We start from the raw sequence: 25,919 nt of genomic DNA, 5'->3' as shown, positions 1-25,919 counted from the left end.
AGTGCTTAGGCAGCTTCCGCTTCTAAATCAACCAAGTTCATATCTGCAACGATTTTCAGCAATGCATCCAAAGGGGTCTTAAACTGCCTTGGGTCTGGCATAGTGATTGGCCGCCCAATCACTAGATAATCAGCACCTGCTCTTAAGGCATCACTAGGCTTCATTGTCCTTTTTTGATCATCACCTTGAACCCAAGGAGGACGCAATCCGGGGACAATAGTTTTAAAATCTTTTCCAAAGTTACTTTTCACTTTTTCCACTTCAAGCCCAGAACAAACGACCCCATCAAGCCCTGCTTCCTTAGCTTGACCAGCCAAGATCAAGACCTTTTCTTCCGCAGTCATATCAACTCCGATGCTCTTGAAATGCTGATCATCAAGGCTCGTTAGCACCGTCACGCCTATCACTAACGGAGGCGTAATTCCCATTTTATCTGCAACTTCATCTGCCGTTTCTTTAGCTCTCTTCATCATTTCATAGCCGCCCTGGCAATGAACATTTAGCATAAACGGCTTACAACGCATGGAGGAACGGATCGCACCTGCTACGGTGTTCGGAATATCATGGAACTTCAAATCCAGAAAAATTGGGAGATTTTTCTCTCTAAGTTCCAGCACTCGATCAGGACCGCAATTTACGAAAAATTCCAACCCAATCTTGAGACCACCGATTTCTCCGCCGATTGAATTAGAAACTTCAACAGCTTTGTCAAAGTCACCAGTATCAAGTGCGCAAAAAATCTTTTTGGCATTATGCGCTCTCATTACGAACCCCCGTTCATATCTCAAAACAACTCGAATCGAATTGAATCATCTCACAATTCGGATCACAACACTTAAGAAATCGCTAAAATCAAAACAAAAAAATATGCCCAAACGAAGTTGCGCATATTAGTTTTTTTTCTAAGTATTTGATATTAAACAATTTTCAAACTTAAGGGAGCGCAACATATCATTGAATCATAAATGTTCAAGAAAATTAAGTTAACAACTTACCCCCATAATTCACACAATCCACCAACGAGAACACGTTCGTGAGGTAGGATCGTCATGAAATCATCTCCAGCCATTCGTCTTCGGTCAATATGGTGACGCCCAGTTCGGCGGCTTTCTTCGCTTTCGATCCTGCATCTGCCCCGACCACCACATAATCCGTCTTCTTTGAGACCGACCCGGCAACTTTCGCGCCCAGCGTCTCAGCCCGTGACTTGGCTTCGGAGCGCGTCATCTTCTCCAGCGTGCCGGTGAAGACAACTGTTTTCCCCGACACATTCGAGGAAACCGCCGCAGGTGCCACATAAGGCTGGATATCAAGAAGTTCCGTCAGCCTGTCGAGCAGATCACGATTATGCTGTTCGGCGAAGAAGCCGATGATATCCGCCGCCATGACCTTGCCGATCTGATCGATGTTGAGAAGCTGGGCGTAATCATCGCTGGCTTCATCCCCGGCCCTGTCCATCGCCGACCGCAAATCATCAAGCGAGCCATAATTACGGGCCAGCAACTTTGCCGTGGCCTGACCGACCTGCCGGATGCCCAGACCAAAAATAAAGCGATCCAGCGGGATACTCCGACGGTCATCAATCGCCTTGAACAGGTTTTCTGCCGAGGTGCGGCCCCATCCTTCACGCTTGGACAGCGGCGTCAGGGATCGCTTGTCACGTTCTGCCAGCGTGAAGATATCCGCCGGGTTCATGACCATCCCGTCGCGATAGAAGGAATCAATGGTCTTGCCGCCAAAGCCTTCAATATCAAAGGCGTCACGGGACACGAAATGCTTCAGCCGTTCAACCGCCTGCGCCGGACAGACCAGTCCCCCGGTGCAGCGTGTTACCGCCTCGCCCGGCTCCCGCATCGCCTGCGATCCGCATTCCGGGCAAAGTTCCGGGAAGCTGTATCGCTCCGGGCTGCTTTCCGGACTGCGCACCGCCTCAACCACCTGCGGAATGACATCGCCGGCACGCTGAATCGTGACCAGGTCACCGACATGGATATCCTTGCGCTCGATCTCGTCCGCATTATGCAGGGTGGCATTGCTGACCACGACGCCACCAACCGTCACCGGTTTCAGCCGTGCAACCGGCGTCAGCGCGCCGGTTCGGCCAACCTGAATGTCGATGGATTCAATAATCGTCTGCGCTTTCTCTGCCGGGAATTTATGCGCGATTGCCCAGCGCGGGGCACGGCTGACCATGCCGAGGCGGGACTGCCAGTCCAGCCGGTTGACCTTGTAGACAATGCCGTCGATGTCGTAACCAAGGGTGGCCCGGCGTGCCATGATGTCGCGATAGAAATCCATCGCTTCGCTGACACTCCTGACGATCCGGGTTTCCGGATTGACCGTAAAGCCCCATTCCCGGAACCGGTCAAGCGCGCCACCATGCGTATCCGCCAGTGGTTCTGCCACCTCACCCCAGGAATAGGCGAAAAATTTCAGCGCCCGGGATCGGGTAATCTCCGGATCCTTCTGGCGGAGTGATCCCGCCGCTGCATTGCGCGGATTGGCAAAAATCTTGGAGCCGGCTTCTTCCTGACGCTTGTTCAGCGCCGCAAAATCCTCGCCGTTCATATAAACTTCGCCGCGAACTTCAACGATATCCGGCGCACCCGAAATCCTGTCCGGAATCTCATTCAGGGTTTCCAGATTCCGCGTGATATCCTCACCGACGCTGCCGTCCCCCCGCGTTGCGCCCTGCACAAAACGACCATTCTCATAACGCAGCGAGGCACTCAGCCCGTCAATTTTCGGCTCCGCCGTCACCTCGACTGCATCCTCCGGACCAAGCCCGAGGAAACGCCGGACACGGGCAAAGAACTCCGTCAGGTCTTCTTCTGAGAAAGCGTTCGAGAGCGACAGCATCGGAACGGAATGGGTAACTTTGGCGAACCCTGCTGCCGGTGCCGCCCCTACGGTCTGGGTCGGGCTTTCCGGGTCAGCCAGTTCCGGAAAGGCTGCTTCCAGTTCCTGCAACCGCCGGAACTTCGCATCATATTCCGCATCGCTCGCCGGGGAATCATCATCCTGATAATAGGCGCGGTTAAGCTGCTCGACTTCCGCACGTAATGTGGTGATTTCGGCAATTGCATCGTCGGGAGACAAACCTCCGACCGATGTTTCGTCACTCATGTCGCGGCTCCTGTCAGCAGGCTGTTCGCCGCAGCACGTGCAGCCTCCGTTACATTCGCACCAGCCAGCATACGGGCAATCTCCTCAGCACGTTCTTCCGGAGTCAGACGACTGACCGATGTGACAGTCCCGGTCGGCAGGTCTGTCTTCGCAACCCGCAGATGCCAGGCCCCGCGAGCGGCGACCTGCGGCGAGTGGGTCACCACCATCACCTGCACCTTGGCAGACAATCGTGCCAGGCGTTCGCCGACGGCATCTGCGACAGCACCGCCAACACCGGAATCCACTTCATCAAAGATCAGCGTGCCGATGCCATCTGTCTCCGCCAGTGACACTTTCAGCGCCAGCATGAAGCGGGACAACTCCCCGCCCGATGCGATCTTGCCCAGCGGGCCCGGCGTCGCCCCGGGATTGGTCGCTACCAGAAAGGCAACCCGGTCCATACCGTTTTCATTCCACTGCGCCTCATCCAGCGCGGTCAGCGTACTGTGGAAGGACGCCCGGTCGAGTTTCAGCGGGACCAGTTCCGCATTCACAGCCGCATCAAGTTTAGCCGCTGTCTTCTGTCGTGAGGATTGTAGTTTCTCCGCCGCATCGCGGTAGGCCTTGCGTGCAGCATCTGCGGCGACCGTCAGTTCGGCGATCTGTTCATCACCCGCATCAATGGCTGTCAGCCGTTCTGCCATCCGGTCCCGCAGCAGCGGCAACTCGTCAACCGCGACCGAATGTTTCCGGGCCGCCGCACGCAGGGCAAACAGCCGTTCCTCAACAGATTCCAGCGCTGCCGGATCAAGTTCCACCTCTGCAGAAGCCCGCTCCAGCGCCATGATGGCGTCGGCACAGGCATCTGCCGCCCGCGACAGCCCGTCCAGTACCGGATCCAGTGCAGCACCTGCCTGCTCTCGCGCCCGCTCAACCGCACGCAATGCCGAGCGCAAACGATAGTCGATACCCCGGTCATGATTCAGTTCAGCAAAGGCGCCGTTCAGATTCTCGACAATCTTCTCGCCATGCATCAGCACCTGACGTCGTTTGCCGAGTTCCTCTTCCTCTCCCGCCTCGCAATGCAGCTTGTCGAGTTCCGCCAGAGCATGCCGGAGATAATCCTCATCCGCCTTGGCTGCTTCAGCAGCTTCCGTCGCCTCTTTCAGGGCACGGGCCGCCTTCTGCCAGTCACGCCACGTTCCGGCGGTTGAGCGCACAAGCATGTCATGGCCCGCAAAGGAATCCAGCAAGGCCATATGGTTCGCAGGGTTCAGCAGACCATATTGCTCGAACTGTCCGTGGACTTCTGCCAGCACATCACCGATCTGGCGCAGCAGTCGCACACCCACTGCCTGATCGTTGATATAGGCCCGGCTGCGCCCGTCTGAACCGACAACCCGGCGCAGAATCAGGGGCAGGTCATCCGGCAGGTCATTGCTGCGCAACAACTCAAGTGCCGGATGGTCATCGGTCAGATCAAACTCAGCGGTAACGCTGGCCTGATCCGCACCGCGCCGGACCAGGCCGGATTCAGCACGAAGACCCAGCGCCAGCCCCAGCGAGTCCAGCAGGATGGACTTACCTGCGCCGGTCTCACCGGTCAGTACACAGAGACCCGAACCAAACAGCAGATCAAGCTGTTCGATCAGGACCACATTGCGAATGGAGAGTGAAGACAGCATGGCGGGTCAGTACCAGCGCCCGGTCAGTTGAACCATCCGCCCGGATTATACCAGGGTACAGATTTCTCCCCCGATTTCTTTGCATCCGTATCCTTGGCTTCAACAGTTTTGGTCGGTTCTGCCGGGTCCGCGGGATCAGCGGGATCAGCAGGCTCTGCCGTCTTTGACTTGCTCGTAATACCCAGATTTTCCGGCGGCAGGACATCGCGATTCTGTGCCACACGCGGCTTTGCTGCCGGGGTGAACCAGGTGACCGGATTATACCAGCTGCCATCGTCGGCCTTGGCCTGCTGGCCGGCCGGCTGCGCCGTGCTGTCGCCCGACACTGCCGGGTCTCCCAACAGGGCAAAGCTTTCCTGATACCAGTCACTGCCCGGGAAATTATGCCCGAGCACCGCAGCAGACTTCCGCGCTTCCTCAATCAGCCCGAGCGCCAGATAAGCCTCCGTCATACGCGCCAAAGCTTCCGGCACATGCGTGGTGGTCTGATAATTCTGCAGGACAGCCCGGAAACGGTTGATGGCTGCCGGATAATGATGACGTGTCTGATAAAACCGGCCAACTTCCATTTCCTTGCCGGCAAGGTGGTCCAGCGTCAGATCGACCTTGATCTTCGCATCACGCCCATACCGGCTGTCCGGGAATCGGTTCACCACTTCTTCCAGCGCATCCAGCGCCAGACGGGTCATCTTCTGATCACGTTCGATATCGGAAATCTGTTCGTAGTAGCTGAGTGCCTTCAGATAATAGGCATAACCGATATCCCGGTTACCGGGATGCAGCTGAATGAACCGGTCCAGCGCAATGATGGCGCTGTCATACTCGTCATCCTGATAATAGGCATAGGCCGACATCAGCTGTGCCTTGGTCGCCCAGACGGAATAGGGATGCTGCCGCTCAACCTCGTCGAACTGTTTTGCGGCTTCCTTGAACTCTTCATTGTTCAGGGAGCCAAGCGCCGTGTTGTAGAGTTCCTCCACAGGCTTTTCGACATATTCGGGCTTGTCAGAACTGCAGGCTGCCACACCAAACAGGAGCGCTGCCGCAAGGGGCGCGATGAGCCGTTGAGTATTCATTTCATTCGTCCGCAAAAAATGCCGGAGATCACAGGCTCCAATATCGTTCACCATGCCCTGTGGCGCAAGTGGAGGCAGGGAATTGTTGCCCCGGCGAAACATCACCGGCATGGCTGCAATTTTGGGATATGCTATTCAGCCCGGCTTTTCAGGCTATTCCCGCACCGACAGGGCATCCGCCCGTACGCAAAGCGCCGGACAGCAATATGCGGTCCGTGGTTTTCTGAAAATCTGGGGGCGTTATGCGGAAAACGCGAAAACTTATTCAGCAGCCTTGCGTTCAACGGCATAGTCGGAAGAACCGGCCAGCGGGACATATTCCCAGGCTTCCGGATCAGCAAACAGGGCACGAAGCAGGCTGTTGTTCAGCGCATGTCCGGCACGCACACCGTGGAAGCGACCGAGGATCGGCGCCCCTGCAAGGTAGAGATCGCCGACGGAGTCGAGAATTTTGTGACGAACGAACTCGTCGTCGAAGCGCAGACCGTCGTCATTCATGACGCCGTTCTTGTCGACCACGATCGCATTTTCCAGTGAACCGCCACGGGCCAGACCAAGTTTCTGCAGATGCTCGACCTCATGCAGGAAACCGAATGTGCGGGCACGGCTGATCTGGGATTTGAAGGCGCCGTTGACGAAGGTCAGGCCACGGCTCTGGCGACCGATGGCGGCATGATCAAAATCAATCTCGAAATTCAGTTCAAACCGGTCTGCTGGTTCCAGGCGGGCCAGTTTGCCATCCTGTTCAATCTCGATGGTCTTGAGGACCTTGATGGCGCGGCGTTCTGACGACAGCAACTGCACGCCGGTCTGGTCGATCAGTTGAACGAAAGCTTCGGAGCTGCCATCCATGATCGGAACTTCCGGGCCGTCGAGTTCAATACGGAGATTATCAATACGACAGCCGGCAAGCGCGGCCATGAGATGTTCAACCGTACCAACATCGACACCTTCATCGCCGGTGATACGGGTGCAGAGCATGGTGTCGGTAACACGGTCCCAGAGAGCCGGGACTTCGGCATTGTCGAGATCGGTACGAACAAAGATGATGCCACTGTCAGCCGCGGCGGGTGCCAGTGTCATGCGAACCGGATGGCCGGAATGCAGGCCAACGCCCGCGACCGTTGCTCGGTCAGCGATTGTGGTCTGCAAAACCGGAGCATCACCCGGTGTGAATTCTGTCTGAGGCGCAGGCATCTGAGCCATCGTATTATTATTCCCCGTAACACCCGGTTAATCTGCCGCAGGCACCCCGCAGCGGAGCCTTAAAACGTGAAACGCTCCATCTGCACCCTATGGGGGACGGATGGAGCGCTCAACTCAAACATTGTTTCAGTTTGTAACGTCGTTTACAGCTGGTTAATCAGTTGGCCTGACGCCGCAAAAAGGCTGGAATTTCAAGCAGATCGTCATCAGCACTGGACTTTGACGGACGCTCGCTCGGGGTCATTCCGCTCAGCTTCGGACGCGGGGCTTCCGGGGCCTTCTGTGCCACCGGCTCGGCTGGCGAATCAACCGGCTCCGGACCACGCCGCATCCAGCTCTGTCCCGTCACCTTCGAAAACAGGGACGGACCGGTCTTGCGGGCATCGCCTCCGCTGCCGCCATTCATCATGTCGGCTTCGGCCATCGGATCCGGACGGACCGCAGCAGGCGTTCTGGCAGTTGCCGGGGCCCGTGGAATATATGGGCGTTCCTGCGGAGCGGCAGCCGGTTCAGCAGCAGCTTCGCGGGCAACCGGCTGCGGGGCAGCCTTCGGTGCTTCCTGCATTTCAACCACGGTGTCGTCCACCGATTCGTCGGCTGCTACTTCTTCCACGTCACTGTCACGCATGCTGTGTTCAATCGCCGCAAGCAGCGGCTCCTGAGTGACCACATCAACTTCGTCTTCCGGCTCTTCAACGGTCTGCGTGACACGCGGCGGGTTTGTCATGGTGTTGATCAGCACCGGGCGCGGGCGTTCAGCCGCTTCCGAGTCGATACCTGTTGCCACAACAGAGATACGCATCTTGCCTTCCATGTCCGGATCGAACGTCGCACCGAAAGTGATACGGGCATTCGGGTCAACTTCTTCACGGATACGGTTGGCAGCTTCGTCAACTTCCAGCAGCGCCAGATCCGGGCCACCGGTGATGTTGATCAGCACACCGCGGGCACCCTTCATGGAGGTGTCATCAAGCAGCGGGTTGCAAAGCGCCTTCTCGGCACATTCGCGGGCGCGGTTTTCGCCTTCGGCTTCGCCGGTGCCCATCATCGCCTTGCCCATCTCGCTCATCACGGTGCGGATGTCAGCAAAGTCGAGGTTGATCAGGCCCGGACGAACCATCAGATCGGTTACGCCACGAACCCCGGACTGCAACACTTCGTCAGCCATGAAGAAGGCATCGGTGAAGGTGGTCTTGTCGTTCGCAACCCGGAACAGGTTCTGGTTGGGAATGATGATCAGGGTATCGACATACTGGGTCAGTTCATCAATGCCGCTGTCAGCAAGCTTCATGCGGTGAGTGCCTTCAAAATGGAAAGGCTTGGTCACCACGCCGACCGTCAGGATGCCCTGTTCGCGGGCGGCCCGTGCGATCACCGGTGCGGCACCCGTTCCCGTACCACCACCCATACCGGCGGTGATGAAGACCATGTTTGATCCCTGAATATGATCGACGATTTCCTCAATCGATTCTTCGGCTGCCATCTGTCCGATTTCCGGACGGGCGCCTGCCCCCAGACCGTGCGTCACGGAGACGCCGAGCTGAATGCGACGATCGGTCCGGGCCTGGGCCATGGCCTGAGCATCGGTATTCGCGACAACGAATTCGACCCCCTCAAGCTCCGATTCGATCATGTTGTTGACAGCATTGCCACCTGCGCCGCCGACGCCGATGACAGTTATACGGGGCCTCAGATGGGCTTCCACTTCCGGGACCGACAGATTGATGGGCATTGCTAACCTCCGTTGGGAAGATTGAGGGTTTGTATTTCCCTACTCTTCGATTCGCTTCAAGACTTTATAGAATGACTTGGTTAATTAAAAGTTTTCGCGCAGCCAAAGTCCAAACTTTCCGAACGCATTACTTGTTTCTCTTTTGGGTTTTCGCTTGAAAGCCCGAATTTCCGGGCGTTCCAGGGACAAGTAACTGATAAGACCGGCACAGGCCGAGAAAGCAGGACCGCTGGCAATTTCGGCCAGGCCCTGCACATGAATCGGCCTTCCGAGTCGCAATTGCTTGTCGAGTATCTGTGACCCGACCTCACGCAGCCCCTGCAACTGGCTGGCACCACCCGTCAGGACAACGCGCCGACCGGCAACCGGTTCCAGACCCGAATCGTGAATCTTGGCGCGGATAATTTCGAAAATCTCTTCAATGCGCGGACGAATGATCCGCCCGAGCATCGACCGGGGCACCTGATTGGTCGCCCGGCCATCATCTTCACCAACCAGCGGCACCTGCAAAATTTCGCGTTCGTCAGACGGCGACGGCAGGGCGCTGCCATAAAGTGTTTTCAGCCGTTCTGCATGACTGATCGTGGTCGACAGACCTCGGGCCACATCATTGGTTACATGGCCGCCACCGACAGAAGCCGAATCGACAAAAACCAGTTCACCGTCAACGAAAACAGAAACGGTGGTACAGCCCGCCCCCATATCGATCAGTGTCACGCCGAGCTGTTTTTCATCATCCGCCAGGCAGGCCAGACCAGCAGCAAGCGGCGACGAGACAAAGGCTTCAATTTCGAGATGGCTGCGCTGGACGCAGGTCGCCAGATTACGGATCGCGCTGCCATTGGCGGTAACCACATGGACATCCACGCCCATCTTGTCACCAAACATGCCACGCGGATCACGAATGCCACCAACGCCGTCGATGTTATAGCCAACCGGAATCGTGTGAATAACCTCACGGTCGAAATCATCATGGTGCAGCCGCCATTCACGCAGCAGGCGATCAACATCGTTGTCACTGATTTCATGACCGGCGACAGAAACCTCCATGCCGTAAAGGCGTGACTCCTGCTGACCACCGGACAGGTTGACCACGACATCGGTTATCCGTTCCCCGGCCATCTGCTCGGCCGCATGGACGGCAGCACAGATTGATTCCTCTGCCGCATCCATATCGACAATGACGCCACCCCGGACACCTGCCGAAAGCTGATGGCCAACTCCGGCAATCTGCTTCACCCCGGTTTCATCAAGCCGGGCGATAATGCAGCAGACCTTGCTGGTACCAACGTCAAGAGCGGCAACGGTGCCGGTACGATGTCTGATAGTCGCCACGTTCAGGATACTTTCACTGCTGAGGTCATGTGTCTTCTCCACCCTTGAGAACCTGTGTCTCCTCGACCACGTCAGAGGCCAGCCGCACGACCAGCCGGTCGGGAGTACGCAGGTCCACGATGCGGACATCGCGGGCCAGAATATTGTGGTCACGCTGTAACGAGGCGAACCAGGCCCAGGCCTTGTCCGGGTCCGTCTCCGGCAGACGTATCTCCACATCACTCGACGGATCACCGATATGCAGGTTCCAGCGCCGTCCGGAAACCAGCACGGCAGCACGAACCCGCTCTGCCATCCGGTTCTCGGTTGCCAGCATTGCCAGCAGGTCACGGGTCCGTTCAGGCGCACCGTCACCCACGACAATCGGCAGATGCGACCAGCCCCCGACATCCTGCCGGTTGATCACGTGACCATCTGTATCAACAAGCGAGAACCGCCCCCGGTTCTGCCAGATCGCCACCGGCGACCGTTCCGCAATCTGAATATGGATGAGGTCCGGCAGGCGGCGTTCAACCACCGCGCTGCGAACCCAGTCGATGGATTCCAGCCGCGCCCGTGCCTGATCAATATCAATGCCCAGAATGGGATCGCCCTGGGTTGCGCCAAGTGCTGCAAACACATCAGCACGCGGTGTACGCAAGCGGCCTTCAACAGTGACCCGGCGCAGCGTCAGACCCGCCGACCCCGTCAGATTGACGCCCGCCAGATGCAGGCGGTCAACCACCTGCTGCGGATAACCCTGCTGCCAGGCCAGAGCCAGACCGCCGGAAACCACACCGGCAGCGACAATTCCGAACCCGCCGCGCAACAGCCAGCCGCGCAGACCAAGCTGCTTTTTTGGCGGCCGGGATTTACGCGCACGGTGAGCTTCCGCGCGGGTCGTTTCCCTGGCTTTATTAGCTTTATCGGTTTTACCGATCAGGCGTCGCATGCAGCGTTCTCCACCATCCAGCTGACAAGTTCTACAAAGTCCGTTCCGGCAAACATGGCCATTTCCGGTACCAGTGATGTTGGCGTCATGCCGGGCTGGGTATTCAATTCGAGGATGAACAACGTGCCGGTTTCCGCGTCATATCGAAAATCCGACCGGCTCACGCCCCGGCACCCCAGCGACTGATGTGCCAACAGAGCCAATCGTTGCACCTCTTTGGTTAAGTCTTCGTCAATCGGAGCCGGAAGAATGTGGGTTGACCCGCCTATTTCGTATTTTGCGTCGTAATCATAGAAGGCGCGGTCTGTCACAACCTCGGTTACAGGCAGCGCACGGTCGCCCATAACCCCGACCGTCAGTTCCCGGCCGGGGACGAAACGCTCTACCATCACCTTTCCTGTATAGGGCCAGTAATTGTCCGAGAAGGTCAGCATGTCATCGCGGGTCATGATGATCTGAACCCCGACACTCGATCCTTCATTGACCGGCTTGATGACGAAAGGCAGTTCGATGGCGATACCTGACATCAGTTCTTCACGGGTGCAGAGCAGGTCTTCGGCTACGGGAATGCCGGCCGCAGCAAACAGATGCTTGGCCATCGGTTTATCCATCGCCAGCGACGACGCCAGAACGCCGGAATGGGTGTAGGGAATCTGCATGAAATTCAGCAGGCCCTGAATATTTCCATCTTCACCATACGGACCGTGCAGCGCGTTAAAGCAGACATCGGGACGGGGCGTCAGAGCCGCCTGCAACTCGGCGATATCGCGACTGACATCAATCGGGCGGACGTTATAGCCCCCCTTTTCCAGTGCCTTGACGCATTCGGCACCACTGGACAGTGACACCTGACGTTCGGCAGAAAATCCGCCCATCAGAACGGCAACAGTCTTGGTCATGACGTCTCCTCCATGGCTGGTTCACCCAGCCGTTTGATTTCCCATTCAAGGGAGTGTCCGGTTGTCTCCAGCACGCGACGGCGCACTTCTTCGCCCAGTGCCTCGATATCTGCTGCACGTGCCTGACCTGTATTCAGCAGAAAATTGCAGTGCTTCTCCGAGACCTGCGCATCACCGATCCGTAATCCCCGGCATCCGGCACGGTCAATCAGCTGCCAGGCTTTTTCGTTCGGCGGATTCTTGAAGGTTGATCCCCCGGTTCGGGTTTTCAGCGGCTGGGCCGCGGCGCGGGTCCGGTCGATCTCGTCCATGGCGGCGCGAATATCTGCTGCCTGCCCCGGCGTTCCGGTCAGCCTCGCCTCTGTGAATATCCAGTCCCCCGGCGCCGAGGAATGGCGATAGGTCAGCCCCATATCCCCGGCGGATATCTCGTGAATACGCCCGCTGCGATCAACGGCCCGGACCGCGACAAGAATGTCTTTGATTTCCCGGCCATAGGCCCCGGCATTCATCCGCAGCGCGCCGCCGATTGTGCCGGGAATTCCGGTCAGGAATTCCAGCCCGGCAAGCCCGGCCTTCGCCGCTGCCAGTGCCACATTGCGATCCGGCGCCGCAGCTCCCGCAATGATGCTGTCCTCCGACACCTGAATGCCGCTGAACCCCTTGCCCAGCCGGATCACGACACCACGAATACCGCCATCGCGGATCAGCAGGTTCGAACCGATTCCCAGCACAGTGACTGCTATCGACGGATCGAGTCCGGACAGAAACGCAGAGAGATCTTCTTCATCTGCCGGACGAAAGGATACGTCGGCTGGCCCACCGGTCCGGAACCAGGTGACCTTCGCAATATCCGCATCAAATTCAAGACGACCCCGGACATCCGGCAGGCTGCCCCGCCAGGCCAGATCTGATGAAGGTGCCGCCGTCATTTGTTTAATCCGTTATCGGGAACTTTCAGCCCGGTAAAACCGCTTCCGCCATGGCAGGCCGGGCCTCGGGAGGTGGTCAGGCAATTTTCCGGAGGATGCTGTCCGCTCACGCGTCACCGGCTTTCAACTCTCCCGGCAAGGCATTGGCCCAGGCACTGATCGACCCGGCACCAAGGCAGACAACCATATCGCCGGGCTTTGCCCGTTCGCGCACCATGCCGGCCAGCGCCTCGGGCCCCTCAAGCGGCACAGCCTGACGATGACCACGAAGTTTCAGACCTTCGACAAGCGCATCCCGGTTGATGTTTTCGATCGGGGCTTCGCCCGCTTCATAAACATTGGCAACGATGACCGTGTCCGCATCATTGAAACAGGTGCAGAAATCTTCAAACAGGTCGCGCAGGCGGGTATAGCGGTGCGGCTGCACCACAGCGATGACGTTACCCTCCGATGCCTCGCGGGCAGCTTTCAGGACTGCGCTGATCTCAACCGGATGATGTCCGTAATCATCAATCACGGTCACCCCGTTCCAGTCGCCGGTGCGGGTAAACCGTCGTTTCACACCCTTGAAACCCAGAAGCGCCTTGCGGATGATCTCTTCCGACAGTCCCATCTCGCAGGCAATCGCAATGGCCGCGAGTGAGTTCTGCACATTATGACGGCCATACATCGGTAGTTGCAGATCGTTCATCTGACGCGGCGGGGTTGCCGCGCGATCAGAAACCGTCACGTCAAACCTGGCACCAGCCGGTCCGATATTGATATTCAGCGCCCGCACGTCAGCCTGCGGGGTCAGGCCGTAGGTGATGATCTTCCGGTCCGAGACACGGGGAATCATGGCCTGCACTTCCGGGTGATCCACACAGAGCGCGGCAAATCCGTAGAACGGAATGTTCGCAACAAAACTGTCGAATGCCCGCTTCAGGGTGTCAAAATCCCCGTAATGGTCGAGATGTTCAGGATCGATATTGGTGACAACAGCAATCGTCGCCGGCAGTTTCAGGAACGAACCGTCACTTTCATCCGCCTCGGCCACCATCCATTCACCTTCACCAACCCGGGCATTGGTGCCATAGGCGTTGATGATGCCGCCGTTGATGACCGTGGGGTCAAGTTCTGCGGCATCCAGCATCGCCGCCACCAGTGAGGTCGTCGTGGTCTTGCCATGGGTACCGCCCACAGCAATCGCCCATTTCAGGCGCATCAGCTCACCCAGCATCTCTGCCCGGCGGACAACCGGAATCAGGGCGGCCCGTGCGGCGACCACTTCCGGATTGTCAGCCTTCACAGCTGTCGAGACGACCACCACCGAGGCGTCCCCGACATTTTCAGCCCGGTGTCCGACATGAACCTCAATCCCCAGCCCGCGCAGCCGCTGTACGTTGGCATTATCGGAAATGTCACTTCCCTTTACCTGATATCCAAGCTGGTTGAGGACTTCGGCAATGCCACTCATGCCGATGCCGCCGATACCGACGAAATGGATGGCGCCAATGGACAGGGGCAGAGTTCTCATGCGGCTTCCTTTTCGCCGTTGGTGCCGATCAGGTCTTCAACCATGTCGGCCAGTCGTTCCGCAGCATCCGGACGGCCGGCACGCGCCGCACAGACTGCGGCCGCCGTCAGGGCGGAGGGTGAATTGAACAGTTCGGAGAGCCGGGCCGTCAGGGCCTCGACCGTGAATCCCGGCTGCGGGATCAGCCAGCCGCCACCCGCTGAATCAAGCGCATGGGCATTCGCTGTCTGATGATCGTCAACCGCATGGGGATAGGGAACCAGTATGGCCGGACGACCGGCCGTCGTAAGCTCGGCCACCGTGGAGGCACCCGCCCGGCAGACCAGCAGGTGAGCATCCGACAGGCGTGCCGGAAGATCATCAAAAAAGGCGGCAATTTCCGACTGAACACCGGTTTCAGCATAAGCCGCCTGCACCTGTTCCAGCAGTTCCGGCCGGGCCTGCTGGGTGACCACAAGACGTTGTTTCAGATCATCGCTCAGGCCACCGATGGCTTTCGGCAGAACTTCACCCAGAATGGCGGCCCCCTGACTGCCGCCAACGACCAGAAGATGCAGCTTGTCCGTCATTGGCGGAAACGGCCTGTCGCGCATTTCAACCACCGCATCACGAACCGGCATCCCGGTATAGACCACCTTGTCGCGCTGATTGGCGGCAATTCGTCGGACCTCTGCAAAGGACGTTGCGATCCGCTTTACCCTTGGGGCCAGCAGGCGGTTTGCCCGGCCCAACACCGCATTCTGTTCGTGAATGGCCGCCAGACGGCCAGATCGCGTTGCCGCAATCATCGCCGGGATCGAGGCATAGCCACCAAATCCCACCACGACAGAAGGCCGGGCCTGTGCCAGCACCTTGCCAGCCTGCAATACGCCGACGGCAAGCTGTGCCGCACCCCGCACGCGCCCCAGAAACCCTGCACCTGCAATTCCGCCGGCGTGAACACGGTGAGTTTCCACATCCGCCAGCGCGCCGCTATAGGCACCCCCCCGGCGGTCGGTCACAAAAATCAGACGATGGCCGCGCCGCATCAATACCCGGGCCAGCGACTCTGCCGGGAACACATGCCCCCCGGTGCCACCGGCGGCGAGAACAACAGGCCCTGTTTTCAAAGTTCTTCTCCGCTGACCCGCCGTCGGGTCAGGGCCAGCACCATGCCCATGCCAATCGCCAGCGCCAGAACCGAAGAACCGCCGTAGGAGATGAAAGGCAGCGTCATGCCCTTGGTCGGCATCAGATGCAGCGATGAGGCCATATTCACCAGCGACTGCAAACCGAACTGGGTCAGCAACCCGGCAGAGGCCAGCAGGATGAACAGGTTCTGTTCGCGCAACACGCGGGCAAAACCGCGCAGCACGATAAAGGCAAACAGCGACACAATCAGAATGCAGGCGATGGTGCCGAACTCTTCCCCCGCCACCGCAAAGACGAAATCCGCATGGGCATCCGGCAGTCGCAGCTTGTACAGCCCCTCACCCGGCCCCTGCCCCAGCAGGCCACCATTGCGAAAACCGTCAAGTGCCGTGGTAATCTGGAATGTGTCTCCGGATTCAGGATTCAGGAAGCGGTCAACCCGGCTTTGTACATGGTCGATGAAAAAGTAGGCGGAAGCCGCCCCGGCAATACCCAGACCGATCAGCCCGACAACCCAGATCATCGACAGGCCGGCCAGGAAAAACTGTGCCATCCAGACCGCCGTAATCACGATGGTCATCCCGACATCCGGCTGTAACAGCAGCACCCCCGCCGTGATGGCATATAGCCCGAAGCAGATCAGATGCCCCGGAAAGTCGCGTTTCAGGCGGCCTTCGGAAAACATCCAGGCCGCAACCACGGCAAAGGCGGGTTTGATGAACTCAGAAGGCTGGATCGAAAACCCGGCAATATTCAGCCAGCGCTGTGCTCCCTTGATTTCAGAACCGACAACAAGACACAGGGCCGCCAGAATCAGTGAAATGACAAAACCAATAGCCGCCATCCGCCGGATATTACGGGGATCGAGCAGCGAGATTGCCACAATCAGGGCAACAGCCATCGGCAGGAACAGGAACTGACGTTTGACGAAATGGAAGCCGCCAAGACCGATACGTTCCGCCACCGGCGGGCTGGCCGTCAGGGTCAGGATCGCGCCGATGGCGACCAGAAACAGCAGAGCGGCCAGTGACCAGCGGTCAACCGTCCACCACCAGCGCCCGACAACCGATGTATCTGTCCGTGCGAGACCACTCATTGCATCCCTCCCGAATATCCATCCAGCGTTTCCCGTTCGCCCGGCAGTTCATCCACCAGATCGCAGAACGTATCACCGCGATGTTCAAAACTTCTGAACTGGTCCCAGGACGCACAGGCCGGTGACAGCAGCACCACGGCACCTGTCTCGCCATCTGCCAGCGCCTGTTCACGGGCATGGGCGACAGCTGTCTCCAGCGTCCCGGAAATTTCGAACGGCACCAGATCACCCAGCGTTCCGGCAAATGCCTCTGCCGATTCACCAATCAGGAAAGCCTTGCGGATACGCGGAAACCAGGGCGCGAGGCTGGTGATACCGCCTTCCTTGGCACGGCCACCCGCAATCCAGTAAATCGTCTGATAACAGCCCAGCGCCTTGGAGGCTGCTTCGGCATTCGTACCCTTGCTGTCATTGATATACAGCACGCCATCAACCAGCCCGGCGATCTCCTGACGGTGGGGCAGCCCCTGAAAAGAGCGCATGCAGGCACCAATGGTCGGCGCCGGAACCCCGGCTGACCGGGCCGTTGCATAGGCAGCAGCCGCATTCTGCCAGTTATGTTTCCCGGGCAGCTGCGGCAGATCATTCAGATTGATCGCCTGCACTTCCTTGCCGTCCATATCGTCATACAGCCAGCCATCGATGACATAAACGCCACCATGAACCCGTTCATTGACGGAAACCGGTATGATCACCTGATCGCCGACAGCCTTCAGTTCGTCATATATGCGGCGGCAGACCGGATCATCGACACCAATGATCGCGGCACGCGGGCTGGTCTGACGATGAAAAACACGGCGTTTGGCAGCGATATAACCTTCCATACCACCATGCCGGTCGAGATGATCTTCACCGATATTCAGCAGAACCGCGAAATCAAAGGTGATCGAGGGAACCAGTTCCAGCTGATAGGACGACATCTCCAGCAGATAAATGCCATTTTCGTCCAGCCGGTTCAGGGATAATGCGGGCTGACCAAGATTGCCGCCAACTTCGCAATCCCGCCCGGAAAGCTGGAGAATATGGCCCAGCAAGGCCGTGGTGGTGGACTTACCGTTTGTCCCGGTGACCCCGATATAGGCTGAATCGCGCATTGCCCGGGCGAGCAGTTCAATATCGCAGACAACTTCCAGCCCGGCTTCACGAAAGCGGGTCACCACCGGATGCGGCTCCGGAAACGTATGCGGAATACCCGGACTCAGCACCAGTGTCGTGAGATCGTCAAGATTGCAGCTATGCAGATCAACCAGCGGAATATCCAGCGCACGCGCCTTCTGCCGGGCATCTTCATTATCGTCCCAGGCCCAGACCTCGGCACCGGATTTCATCAGCGCCTGAGCCGCCGCAATCCCCGATTTGCCTAGTCCGAGCACCGCGACTTCATAGCCGTCAAAGAAGAAGATCGGGATCATGGCTATCTCAGTTTCAGCGTCGCCAGACCGGCAATCGCCAGAATCGAGGCAATGATCCAGAACCGGATGACAATCGTCGGTTCGGCCCAGCCCTTCTTTTCAAAATGATGATGCAGCGGCGCCATGCGGAATACCCGCTTGCCGGTAAGTTTGAATGACATGACCTGAACAATCACCGAAACCGTTTCCAGAACGAACAATCCGCCGATGATAGCCAGAACCAGTTCATGTTTCGTTATCACGCTGATCGCACCCAGCGCCCCGCCCATCGACAGTGATCCGGTATCGCCCATGAACACCATTGCCGGTGGTGCGTTGAACCACAGAAACCCGAGACTGGCACCAACCAGCGCGCCGCAGAACACGGCGAGTTCACCCGCACCGGGCACATAATGGATCTGGAGATAACCGGCAAAGACCGTATTGCCGACCAGATAGGCAATCAGCAGGAAACAGCCTGCGGCAATCATCACCGGCACAATGGCAAGGCCATCGAGACCATCCGTCAGGTTCACCGCGTTCGAGGCACCGACCATGACAAAGATCGCGAAGGGAATGAACAGATAGCCGAGATTGATCAGCACATCCTTGAGAAAGGGTACCGCCAGACCATTCGCCAGCGGAGCCTCGGTAACCGAGGCAATCCAGATTGCCGCCACCAGCGCCACACCGATCTGACCGGTCAGTTTCAGTTTGCCCGGCAGTCCGCCGGACGTGCGTTTCGTGACTTTCAGATAATCATCGGCAAACCCGATCATGCCATAACCGATGGTCACCAGCAGAACCGCCCACACATAAGGGTTGGTCAGGTCGGCCCAGAGCAGGGTTGCCAGCGCCAGCGCCAGCAGAATCAGGAACCCGCCCATGGTTGGCGTGCCCTTCTTTGTCAGCAGATGGCTTTCCGGGCCGTCTTCACGAATCGGCTGTCCCTCCGACTGTTTCGAGCGCAGCAGGGCAATGACACGCGGGCCAAAGATGAAGCTGATAAACAGCGCCGTGACCACCGCGCCGCCGGTCCGGAAGGTGATATAGCGAAACAGGTTGAAGAAGCTGATTTCGTCCGCCAGCGGAAACAGAAGATTATAAAGCATGGCCTGTCAGCCTCCCGTTGCCGCTAACGGCGGGTTCAGATTTTTCAGTAAGTCGATAACGGCAGACATCCGGCTGCCATGGGATCCCTTGACAAGAACCACATCCCCCGGCGCAATCACGCCGGCCAGACGGGGAGCCAGGCTGTGCGAGTCCGGACTGTGTCCGCCACGAATGGTGTCCGGCAAAGCCCGTGAACAGGATCGCATCAGCGGGCCGCAGGTAAAAACCAGATCAATTTCACGGTTTGCCAGTTCATCAGCGAGAGCCCGGTGCTCGCGCTCTGCATGATCGCCAAGTTCCAGCATGTCCCCCAGCACCGCAATCCGCCGGCCATCCGGTCCGGGAACGGCAACCTTCAGCACATCAAACGCGGCACGCATGGACACCGGACTGGCGTTGTAGCTGTCATCAATCAGTTCTGCGGTCCCGTCCGGCAGCGAAATCACACTACGCTGGCCCCGGCCTGCCGGTGGCTGCATTTCTTTCAACGCACCAATGGCCTGCCGGAAATTCAGTGAAAGAGCCTGAATCACAGCCATGATTCCCAGACTGTTCATTGCCCAGTGTGCACCGGCACAGCCGACATCCCAGGTCAGGGGCAAGCCGCTGATGCTGGCTGTCACCCGGCAACTGTCCGGTTTCAGGTCACAATGCAGCAGTTGCAGGGTGGCCCCTCTCTGTCGTCCGAAAGAGATGATATGTCCGGCACCCAGTCGTTCCGCCGCTGCCGCCAGCCGGTCACGATAGCCATCATCCTGATTGATAATGGCCCAGCCATCAGGCTCCAGCCCTTCAAACACTTCCGCCTTGGCATCCGCGATCTCGTCAAGCGAGGCAAAATTACCAATATGATTGGAGGCAATGGTGGTGATCAGGGCAACATGGGGGCGCGCCATACGGCTGAGCGGACCAAGTTCGCCAGCATGATTCATACCCAGTTCCAGCACCGCAAACTGGGTGGATTGCGGCATCCGGGCCAGCGTCAGGGGCAGGCCCCAGTGATTATTGAAACTGCCGGGATTAGCGTGAGTTTCACCATAGCAGGACAGGATGACGCGCAGGGCTTCTTTTGTGCCGGTCTTGCCGACACTGCCGGTTACCGCAATCACCCGGGCATCCGTTCGCGCCCGTGCCGCACGCCCCAGACGCTCAATCGCGCGCAGCGTATCATCAACAATAACCAGCGCCGCATCTGCGGGTACGTCATCCGGACGGGCCGTGACAACTGCCGCAACAGCTCCGGCTGCCAGCGCCGCAGCAACAAAGCTGTGTCCGTCGAAATGCGGCCCGACAATGGCCACGAACAGATCACCCGGTACAACCGTCCGGCTGTCGATGGAAATACCTGACGCAGACCAGTCCTGCCGGTCTGATGTCCCTTCCATAGCAGCGATAGCTGCCGCTGCTGTCCATAATGGTTCCGTCATCTCATCAAACTCCCGTCGATATCCAGCACTGCCTGACGTGCCACCTGTGCGTCGTCAAACGGCAATTTGGTATCGCCGACAATCTGGCCGCTTTCATGACCTTTTCCGGCAATCACAAGGGCATCTTCCGGGCCAAGTGCCTTAATGCAGGTTGCGATTGCTTCAGCGCGATCACCGGTTTCCGTTGCCTCCGGACACCCCTTCAGCACCTCACGACGGATGAAGGCTGCATCCTCCGTGCGGGGGTTATCATCAGTGACAGTCACCTGATCCGCATATTCAGCCGCAGCCTGTCCCATCAGCGGACGTTTGCCGCGATCACGGTCACCACCGGCGCCGAACAGCACATTCAGCGATCCGCCGACATGCGGACGAATCGCCATCAGCACAGTCTTCAGGGCATCCGGTGTATGGGCAAAATCAACAAAAACCGATCCACCATTCGGGCGACGCGCAACCAGTTGCATCCGGCCCGGCGCACCTTGCAGTTTTGACGCAGCCTCTATGACAGCAGCCCGGTCGATGTTTTCTTCTGCCAGAACCAGTCCCAGGGCCGCACACAGATTATAGGCCTGAAACCCGCCGATCAGCCCCAGCGACAGGTCATGTTCTGCCCCGTTGATCACCAGACGGACCGCCAGACCATCCGCCAGCGGCACCAGTTCCGCAATCTCGATTGAGCCACCATTAACGCCGTAGGACAGAATTCTGCAACGCCCGCCGATCCGTTCTTCAAGCTGGCTGAAACAGGGGTCGTCTGCATTCAGGACCGCCACACCATCATCTGTCAGAACTTCGGTAAACAGCCGCGCCTTTGCCGCAAGATAGGCATCCATAGTGCCGTGATAATCGAGATGATCGCGGGACAGGTTGGTAAAGGCAGCAGCTTTCAGTGCCACCCCGTCAACGCGGAACTGGTCCAGACCGTGGCTCGATGCCTCCAGCGCCGTATGGGTAACACCGGTTTCTGCAAGCTGAGCCAGCAGGCCATGCAGCATCACGGGATCAGGTGTTGTCAGGCTTTCTTCCAGCCGGACATCCGGGGAATGCATGCCGAGCGTACCGATACTGGCAGCCCGACGGCCCAGCATGGACCATATCTGACGGGTAAAAACAGCGACCGATGTCTTGCCGTTCGTACCGGTCACCGCCACACAATGTTCCGGCTGCGCACCATAAAATGCTGCCGCGGTGCGGGCAAATAACCGGCGGGGTTCCGCATCACCGATCAGCGTAACACCATCAACCGGGCTGCTCAGACGATAATCGGAAGTGGTAAGAATAGCGCTGGCGCCACTGGCAATGGCCTGCGGAATGAAATCGCGCCCGTCACGGACACTGCCCGGCAGGGCCGCAAACAGAAAGCCCGGACGCACCTCGCGGGAGTCAGCCGTCAGGCCGATGATCTCCGCAGCAGCGGCAGCACCGGCCTGCACCATTTCTGTTCCTGTTTTTGCCGCGAGATCAGTAAGACGCAAGTTTCAGCATTCCTCCGGGCTCAATGGCGGGCAGTGCCACAGCCTGCAGCACTGTCGGTTCGGTTTCATCAACCGGAGGCATGGCATAGAGATGTGCCAGCTTGCGGATCACGGCACCGACCACGGGGGCCGCAACCCAGCCCCCCGTTGCATAACCAAAGGTGGCTTTCGTACCTTTCGGTTCATCCAGCATTGCCAGCACCACATAACGCGGATCCTGCATCGGGAAGGCGGCAATGAACGAGGACATCAGTGCCTTGCGCTTGTAGCGCCCGTTCACCTGCTTTTCAGCCGTTCCCGTTTTGCCACCGACCATATAGCCGGGAACGATTGCCTTCTTGCCGGTACCTTCCATAACCACTGCCCGCATCAATGCCCGCATGGCATCCGACGTTGAGGGCTTGATGACCCTGGTACCCGCAACCACCCCGGATCCGGAGTTTCGCGCCAGCAGGGTAGCGTCACGATAGATACCGCCATTGATCAAGGTCGAAATACCGTTCGCAAGCTGCACCGGACTTACGGCGATTCCATGACCGAAACTGATCGTCAATGTGTTGATATCGCGCCAGGGCGACGGAATCAGAGGCGCGCCGACTTCCGGAATTTCCAGCGCCGCCGGCTTCAGCATCCCGACCTTGCCCAGAAAATCGCGCTGGGTTTGCGTGCCAACAAACTTCGCCATCCGGGCCGAACCGACATTCGATGAATAGACCAGAATTTCAGGAACAGTCAGCCAGCGGTTCTTGGCGTGATAGTCAGAGATCTGGAAGCGGGCGACCTTCAGCGGATGCCGCGCATCAAAGGCATTCGACAGATTGACCCGGCCGCTATCCAGCGCCATCGCCGTATTCAGCAGCTTGAAGGTCGATCCCATCTCATAGACGCCGAGACTGCCGCGGTTGAAGATCGCTTCTTCCGTCGCCGTTTCGATATTGTTCGGATCGAAATCAGGCAGCGAAGACATGCCGATCAACTCGCCGGTCCGTACATCCATCACCAGACCCGCCGCACCGATGGCACTGAATTCGGTCATCGCCTTGTAGAGTTCTTCACGCAGCATGTTCTGCACCCGAACATCCAGCGACAGTTTCAGCGGCTTGTTACTGCCCCGCAGGTCGTCATCAAACCGCTTTTCGATTCCGGCCAGTCCGTTGTTGTCGATATCGGTCAGGCCAATGACATGGCTGACCAGGCGGCCATGCGGGTAAACCCGCGCTTCGGCATCTTCGAAATTCAGACCGGGAACGCCCAGCCGGTTGACCTCGACCACCTGTGCCGGCGTCAGGTCACGATGCAGATAGATAAAGGCCCGGCCCGATGCCAGGCGCTTGCGGGTGCCCGGCACATCAAGATCCGGAATGATACCGGCAAGCTGGCGGGCAATGACCGGCGCTTCGTCGGGCGCAATGATTCGGGCGTCCGCAAACAGCGCACGTGTCGGCAGGTTGGTCGCCAGCACAACACCGTTACGGTCGACAATATCCGCCCGCGCAAACCGGTCAGGATCAACATCCCAGATCGTTGCCGTATTGCGTTCCGGCGTCGTACCGAGAACCCCCACTTCGATCAGACGGCCGGCAACAACTAAAAAGGCCATCGCAAACAGCAGGCCGCCGACAACAAGCCGGTTACGGCCCGTCTCCATAGCCTGCTTCGCATCCCCTTCAATCCGCAGGCGGGTGCGTCGTTCAGGCCCGTCATAGGCATTGCTTTCCGTCACTTTCCGACCGGCGATCTGTGAACGGGTCATGGCAGAATTTCCTCATTTATCGTCTGGCCGGGACCGGCCTCGGGTTCGGGAACGGGACGCATCGGCAAATCTTCAAGACGGACAATCTGTTCCGTCGTCATTTCTGTCAGGCCAAGATAGCGTTCCGTCAGCTGGCGCAGCTTCACCGGCTGATTCAGGTAGCTCCATTCGGCCTTCAGTACATGAACGGCACGTTCTTCCGCCCTGATTCCGGCTTTCAGACCGGCAAGTTCCTCCTCCAGGCTCTGGACACGGGCCTTGATGACAATCATCGCGCCGCCAAGAACAATGGCAGCGAACAGCCAGACGAGGGCACCGCGACTGATCATGCCGTGGCCTCCCGGACAGGAGCATCGGTACGTTCGGCAATGCGCAGGCGGGCAGAACGGGCCCGGGGATTGCGCCGGGTCTCATCATCGCCGGGCACAATCGCCTTCCGGCTGACCAGTCTGAAACTCGGCGCACGGCGTGACACCGGCGCCGGCAGATGACGGGAGCCTGCATTCTCACTTGAACGGTCACGCAGAAAATGTTTCACGCGACGGTCTTCCAGTGAATGAAAAGAGACGATTGCAAGCCGTCCGCCAGGCTTCAGAAGACGTTCCGCCGCAAGCAACCCGCGATCCAGTTCACCCAGTTCGTCATTCACGGCAATCCGCAATCCCTGAAAAGTCCGCGTGGCCGGGTCAATGCCATCTTTCGACGCACGAACAACAGACCGCACGACACTTGCCAGATCACCCGTCGTCTCGAACTTGCGTTCCCTGCGGCGGGCAACGATGGCACTGGCGACGCGGCGGGATGCCTTTTCCTCACCAAATTCATAGATGATCCGGGCCAGATCTTTTTCACCCGTCAGATTGACGATGTCGGCCGCAGTCTCGCCATCACTCGACATCCGCATGTCCAGCGGTCCGTTCTGCCGGAAGGAAAAGCCCCGGTCAGCCTCATCGATCTGCATGGAGGAAACACCGATATCCAGCGCGATTCCGTCAACACTCGCCGGTGCCAGATGCTCACCCATGGTGCTGAAACAGGCATGAACGAGGTTCAGCCTTCCCGCCGAGTCCGCCACAATGTCCTGTCCGCCCGCAATCGCTGCCGGATCACGGTCGAAGGCGACAACCCGGCAATCCGCCGCAGACAGGATAGCTTTTGTATAGCCACCATATCCGAAAGTGCCGTCGACATAGACTCCGCCCCCAATGACCGCAAGCCCCTGAACCACCTCTGACAGCAGAACAGGAATATGTTTGTCGGATGGCGTGCTCATGACGAAGACCGTTGCGGCAGTGTCGCTCCGTTGGTTCTGATGCGATTGATTGCCGCATCCCGCGCCGCCTGGCCGGCCGATGGTTCCCAGATCAGGAAGCGGTCGCCCTGACCGACGAACATTGCTGAATCTGTCAGCCCGATTGCCTCGCGCATGTCGCGCGGCAGCGTGACCCGGCCTTCCGGATCGAACGACAGCGGCAGGGCCTGACCGATGGTCAGCAGCGCAAAATCCGCCTGCGTTTCGGAATACATGTCGAGACCGTCGATGCGGTCCTGCAACCGGTCGAGATACCCCTCGCCACAACCTTCGATCGCCGGCTGCTGGAAGGATGGAAAAATGTAGATGAGATCGGAACCCTGGGCATCGAAATAGGCACGGAAGGGTTTCGGCACCGAAACCCGCCCCTTGCTGTCGATCTTGTTCTCGTAGCTGCCGGCCAACCGTTTCATGGTGCCTTGCTGCTCCCCGGGTTTTCCTGCGCAACAGTCCGTCGCCAGACCCTGCACAATCCTTTACACGCCCTGTTCTGGGCGCTGTTGGGATATCATGGGAAATTTTGGGAGTCAATGGGAACACACCTGAATTACTTGCAAACCGGGCATTTCGACTTGCCTATCATTCATACAATATATTGATGTTTCGTTTACTGACTCACACCCGGAGCAGTATTTCTTGGTTAAACAAGTATTAATATTCTCTTTATGTTCGCTCCCCCTCTAAAAAAGCACATCGCCATCTCTTCCGGATCAGACAGAAAACACGGCCCGTTACCGGACAAGGGGATGGTGAAGACCGGCGTCACTGTTGTAGGGTCTGCGGACAGTTCCATGATAC

The 25,919-nt window shown here is 58.3% G+C and carries 21 protein-coding genes; all 21 read right to left on the bottom strand.

Annotated features, from left to right (window positions below; genetic code table 11):
- Positions 1–5: 5 nt before the first annotated feature.
- On the bottom strand, positions 6–764 hold the full coding sequence (pyrF, locus tag GH722_09965) for an orotidine-5'-phosphate decarboxylase (protein MRG72099.1): 759 nt from the start codon (positions 762–764) through the stop codon (positions 6–8).
- Between the two features lie 283 nt (positions 765–1,047).
- A complete protein-coding gene (gene ligA, locus GH722_09960; protein MRG72098.1) occupies positions 1,048–3,126 on the bottom strand; it encodes an NAD-dependent DNA ligase LigA in 2,079 nt (692 codons plus the stop codon).
- The gene (recN, locus tag GH722_09955; protein ID MRG72097.1) at positions 3,123–4,793 is read right to left on the bottom strand and encodes a DNA repair protein RecN; all 1,671 of its coding nucleotides are present in this window, start codon (positions 4,791–4,793) and stop codon (positions 3,123–3,125) included. The genes ligA and recN overlap by 4 nt, the downstream gene beginning before the upstream one ends.
- 23 nt (positions 4,794–4,816) lie before the next feature.
- Entirely contained in the window at positions 4,817–5,923 is a 1,107-nt protein-coding gene (gene bamD / locus GH722_09950; protein MRG72096.1) for an outer membrane protein assembly factor BamD, read from the bottom strand.
- Positions 5,924–6,130: 207 nt separating this feature from the next.
- Complete coding sequence (locus GH722_09945) at positions 6,131–7,066, bottom strand: UDP-3-O-acyl-N-acetylglucosamine deacetylase (GenBank protein ID MRG72095.1); 936 nt, start codon at positions 7,064–7,066, stop codon at positions 6,131–6,133.
- Positions 7,067–7,232: 166 nt separating this feature from the next.
- Positions 7,233–8,807: a cell division protein FtsZ gene (gene ftsZ / locus GH722_09940; GenBank protein ID MRG72094.1), complete on the bottom strand. Its 1,575-nt coding sequence runs from the start codon at positions 8,805–8,807 to the stop codon at positions 7,233–7,235.
- A gap of 84 nt (positions 8,808–8,891) precedes the next feature.
- A complete protein-coding gene (ftsA, locus tag GH722_09935; protein ID MRG72093.1) occupies positions 8,892–10,133 on the bottom strand; it encodes a cell division protein FtsA in 1,242 nt (413 codons plus the stop codon).
- 34 nt (positions 10,134–10,167) lie between these two features.
- Entirely contained in the window at positions 10,168–11,073 is a 906-nt protein-coding gene (locus GH722_09930) for an FtsQ-type POTRA domain-containing protein (protein ID MRG72092.1), read from the bottom strand.
- Entirely contained in the window at positions 11,061–11,972 is a 912-nt protein-coding gene (locus GH722_09925) for a D-alanine--D-alanine ligase (GenBank protein MRG72091.1), read from the bottom strand. The genes GH722_09930 and GH722_09925 overlap by 13 nt, the downstream gene beginning before the upstream one ends.
- Entirely contained in the window at positions 11,969–12,904 is a 936-nt protein-coding gene (gene murB / locus GH722_09920) for a UDP-N-acetylmuramate dehydrogenase (protein ID MRG72090.1), read from the bottom strand. The genes GH722_09925 and murB overlap by 4 nt, the downstream gene beginning before the upstream one ends.
- 106 nt (positions 12,905–13,010) lie before the next feature.
- Positions 13,011–14,420, bottom strand: coding sequence for a UDP-N-acetylmuramate--L-alanine ligase (locus GH722_09915; GenBank protein MRG72089.1), 1,410 nt, complete (start codon positions 14,418–14,420; stop codon positions 13,011–13,013).
- Positions 14,417–15,529 (bottom strand): undecaprenyldiphospho-muramoylpentapeptide beta-N-acetylglucosaminyltransferase, encoded by a 1,113-nt coding sequence (gene murG, locus GH722_09910; protein ID MRG72088.1) that lies wholly within the window; start codon positions 15,527–15,529, stop codon positions 14,417–14,419. The genes GH722_09915 and murG overlap by 4 nt, the downstream gene beginning before the upstream one ends.
- A complete protein-coding gene (locus GH722_09905) occupies positions 15,526–16,647 on the bottom strand; it encodes a cell division protein FtsW (protein MRG72087.1) in 1,122 nt (373 codons plus the stop codon). Before GH722_09905 ends, murG begins: the two co-directional genes overlap by 4 nt.
- Positions 16,644–18,059, bottom strand: coding sequence for a UDP-N-acetylmuramoyl-L-alanine--D-glutamate ligase (locus tag GH722_09900; GenBank protein ID MRG72086.1), 1,416 nt, complete (start codon positions 18,057–18,059; stop codon positions 16,644–16,646). The genes GH722_09905 and GH722_09900 overlap by 4 nt, the downstream gene beginning before the upstream one ends.
- Positions 18,060–18,061: 2 nt before the next feature.
- A complete protein-coding gene (locus GH722_09895; protein MRG72085.1) occupies positions 18,062–19,150 on the bottom strand; it encodes a phospho-N-acetylmuramoyl-pentapeptide-transferase in 1,089 nt (362 codons plus the stop codon).
- Positions 19,151–19,156: 6 nt separating this feature from the next.
- Complete coding sequence (locus GH722_09890) at positions 19,157–20,578, bottom strand: UDP-N-acetylmuramoylalanyl-D-glutamyl-2,6-diaminopimelate--D-alanyl-D-alanine ligase (protein MRG72084.1); 1,422 nt, start codon at positions 20,576–20,578, stop codon at positions 19,157–19,159.
- Positions 20,575–22,017 (bottom strand): UDP-N-acetylmuramoyl-L-alanyl-D-glutamate--2,6-diaminopimelate ligase, encoded by a 1,443-nt coding sequence (locus GH722_09885; protein ID MRG72083.1) that lies wholly within the window; start codon positions 22,015–22,017, stop codon positions 20,575–20,577. Before GH722_09885 ends, GH722_09890 begins: the two co-directional genes overlap by 4 nt.
- 25 nt (positions 22,018–22,042) lie before the next feature.
- Positions 22,043–23,809: a penicillin-binding protein 2 gene (locus tag GH722_09880; protein ID MRG72082.1), complete on the bottom strand. Its 1,767-nt coding sequence runs from the start codon at positions 23,807–23,809 to the stop codon at positions 22,043–22,045.
- Positions 23,806–24,138, bottom strand: a complete 333-nt coding sequence (locus GH722_09875; protein MRG72081.1) for a hypothetical protein — start codon at positions 24,136–24,138, stop codon at positions 23,806–23,808. The genes GH722_09880 and GH722_09875 overlap by 4 nt, the downstream gene beginning before the upstream one ends.
- Positions 24,135–25,082 carry a 16S rRNA (cytosine(1402)-N(4))-methyltransferase RsmH gene (rsmH, locus tag GH722_09870; protein ID MRG72080.1) on the bottom strand — a complete coding sequence of 316 codons (948 nt, stop codon included), beginning with the start codon at positions 25,080–25,082 and terminating at the stop codon, positions 24,135–24,137. The genes GH722_09875 and rsmH overlap by 4 nt, the downstream gene beginning before the upstream one ends.
- Entirely contained in the window at positions 25,079–25,534 is a 456-nt protein-coding gene (locus GH722_09865) for a division/cell wall cluster transcriptional repressor MraZ (protein ID MRG72079.1), read from the bottom strand. Before GH722_09865 ends, rsmH begins: the two co-directional genes overlap by 4 nt.
- Positions 25,535–25,919: the final 385 nt, after the last annotated feature.

Source organism: Alphaproteobacteria bacterium HT1-32, from assembly GCA_009649675.1.
Lineage (GTDB): Bacteria > Pseudomonadota > Alphaproteobacteria > Rhodospirillales > HT1-32 > HT1-32.
This window is presented reverse-complemented; position numbering and strand designations above follow the sequence as displayed.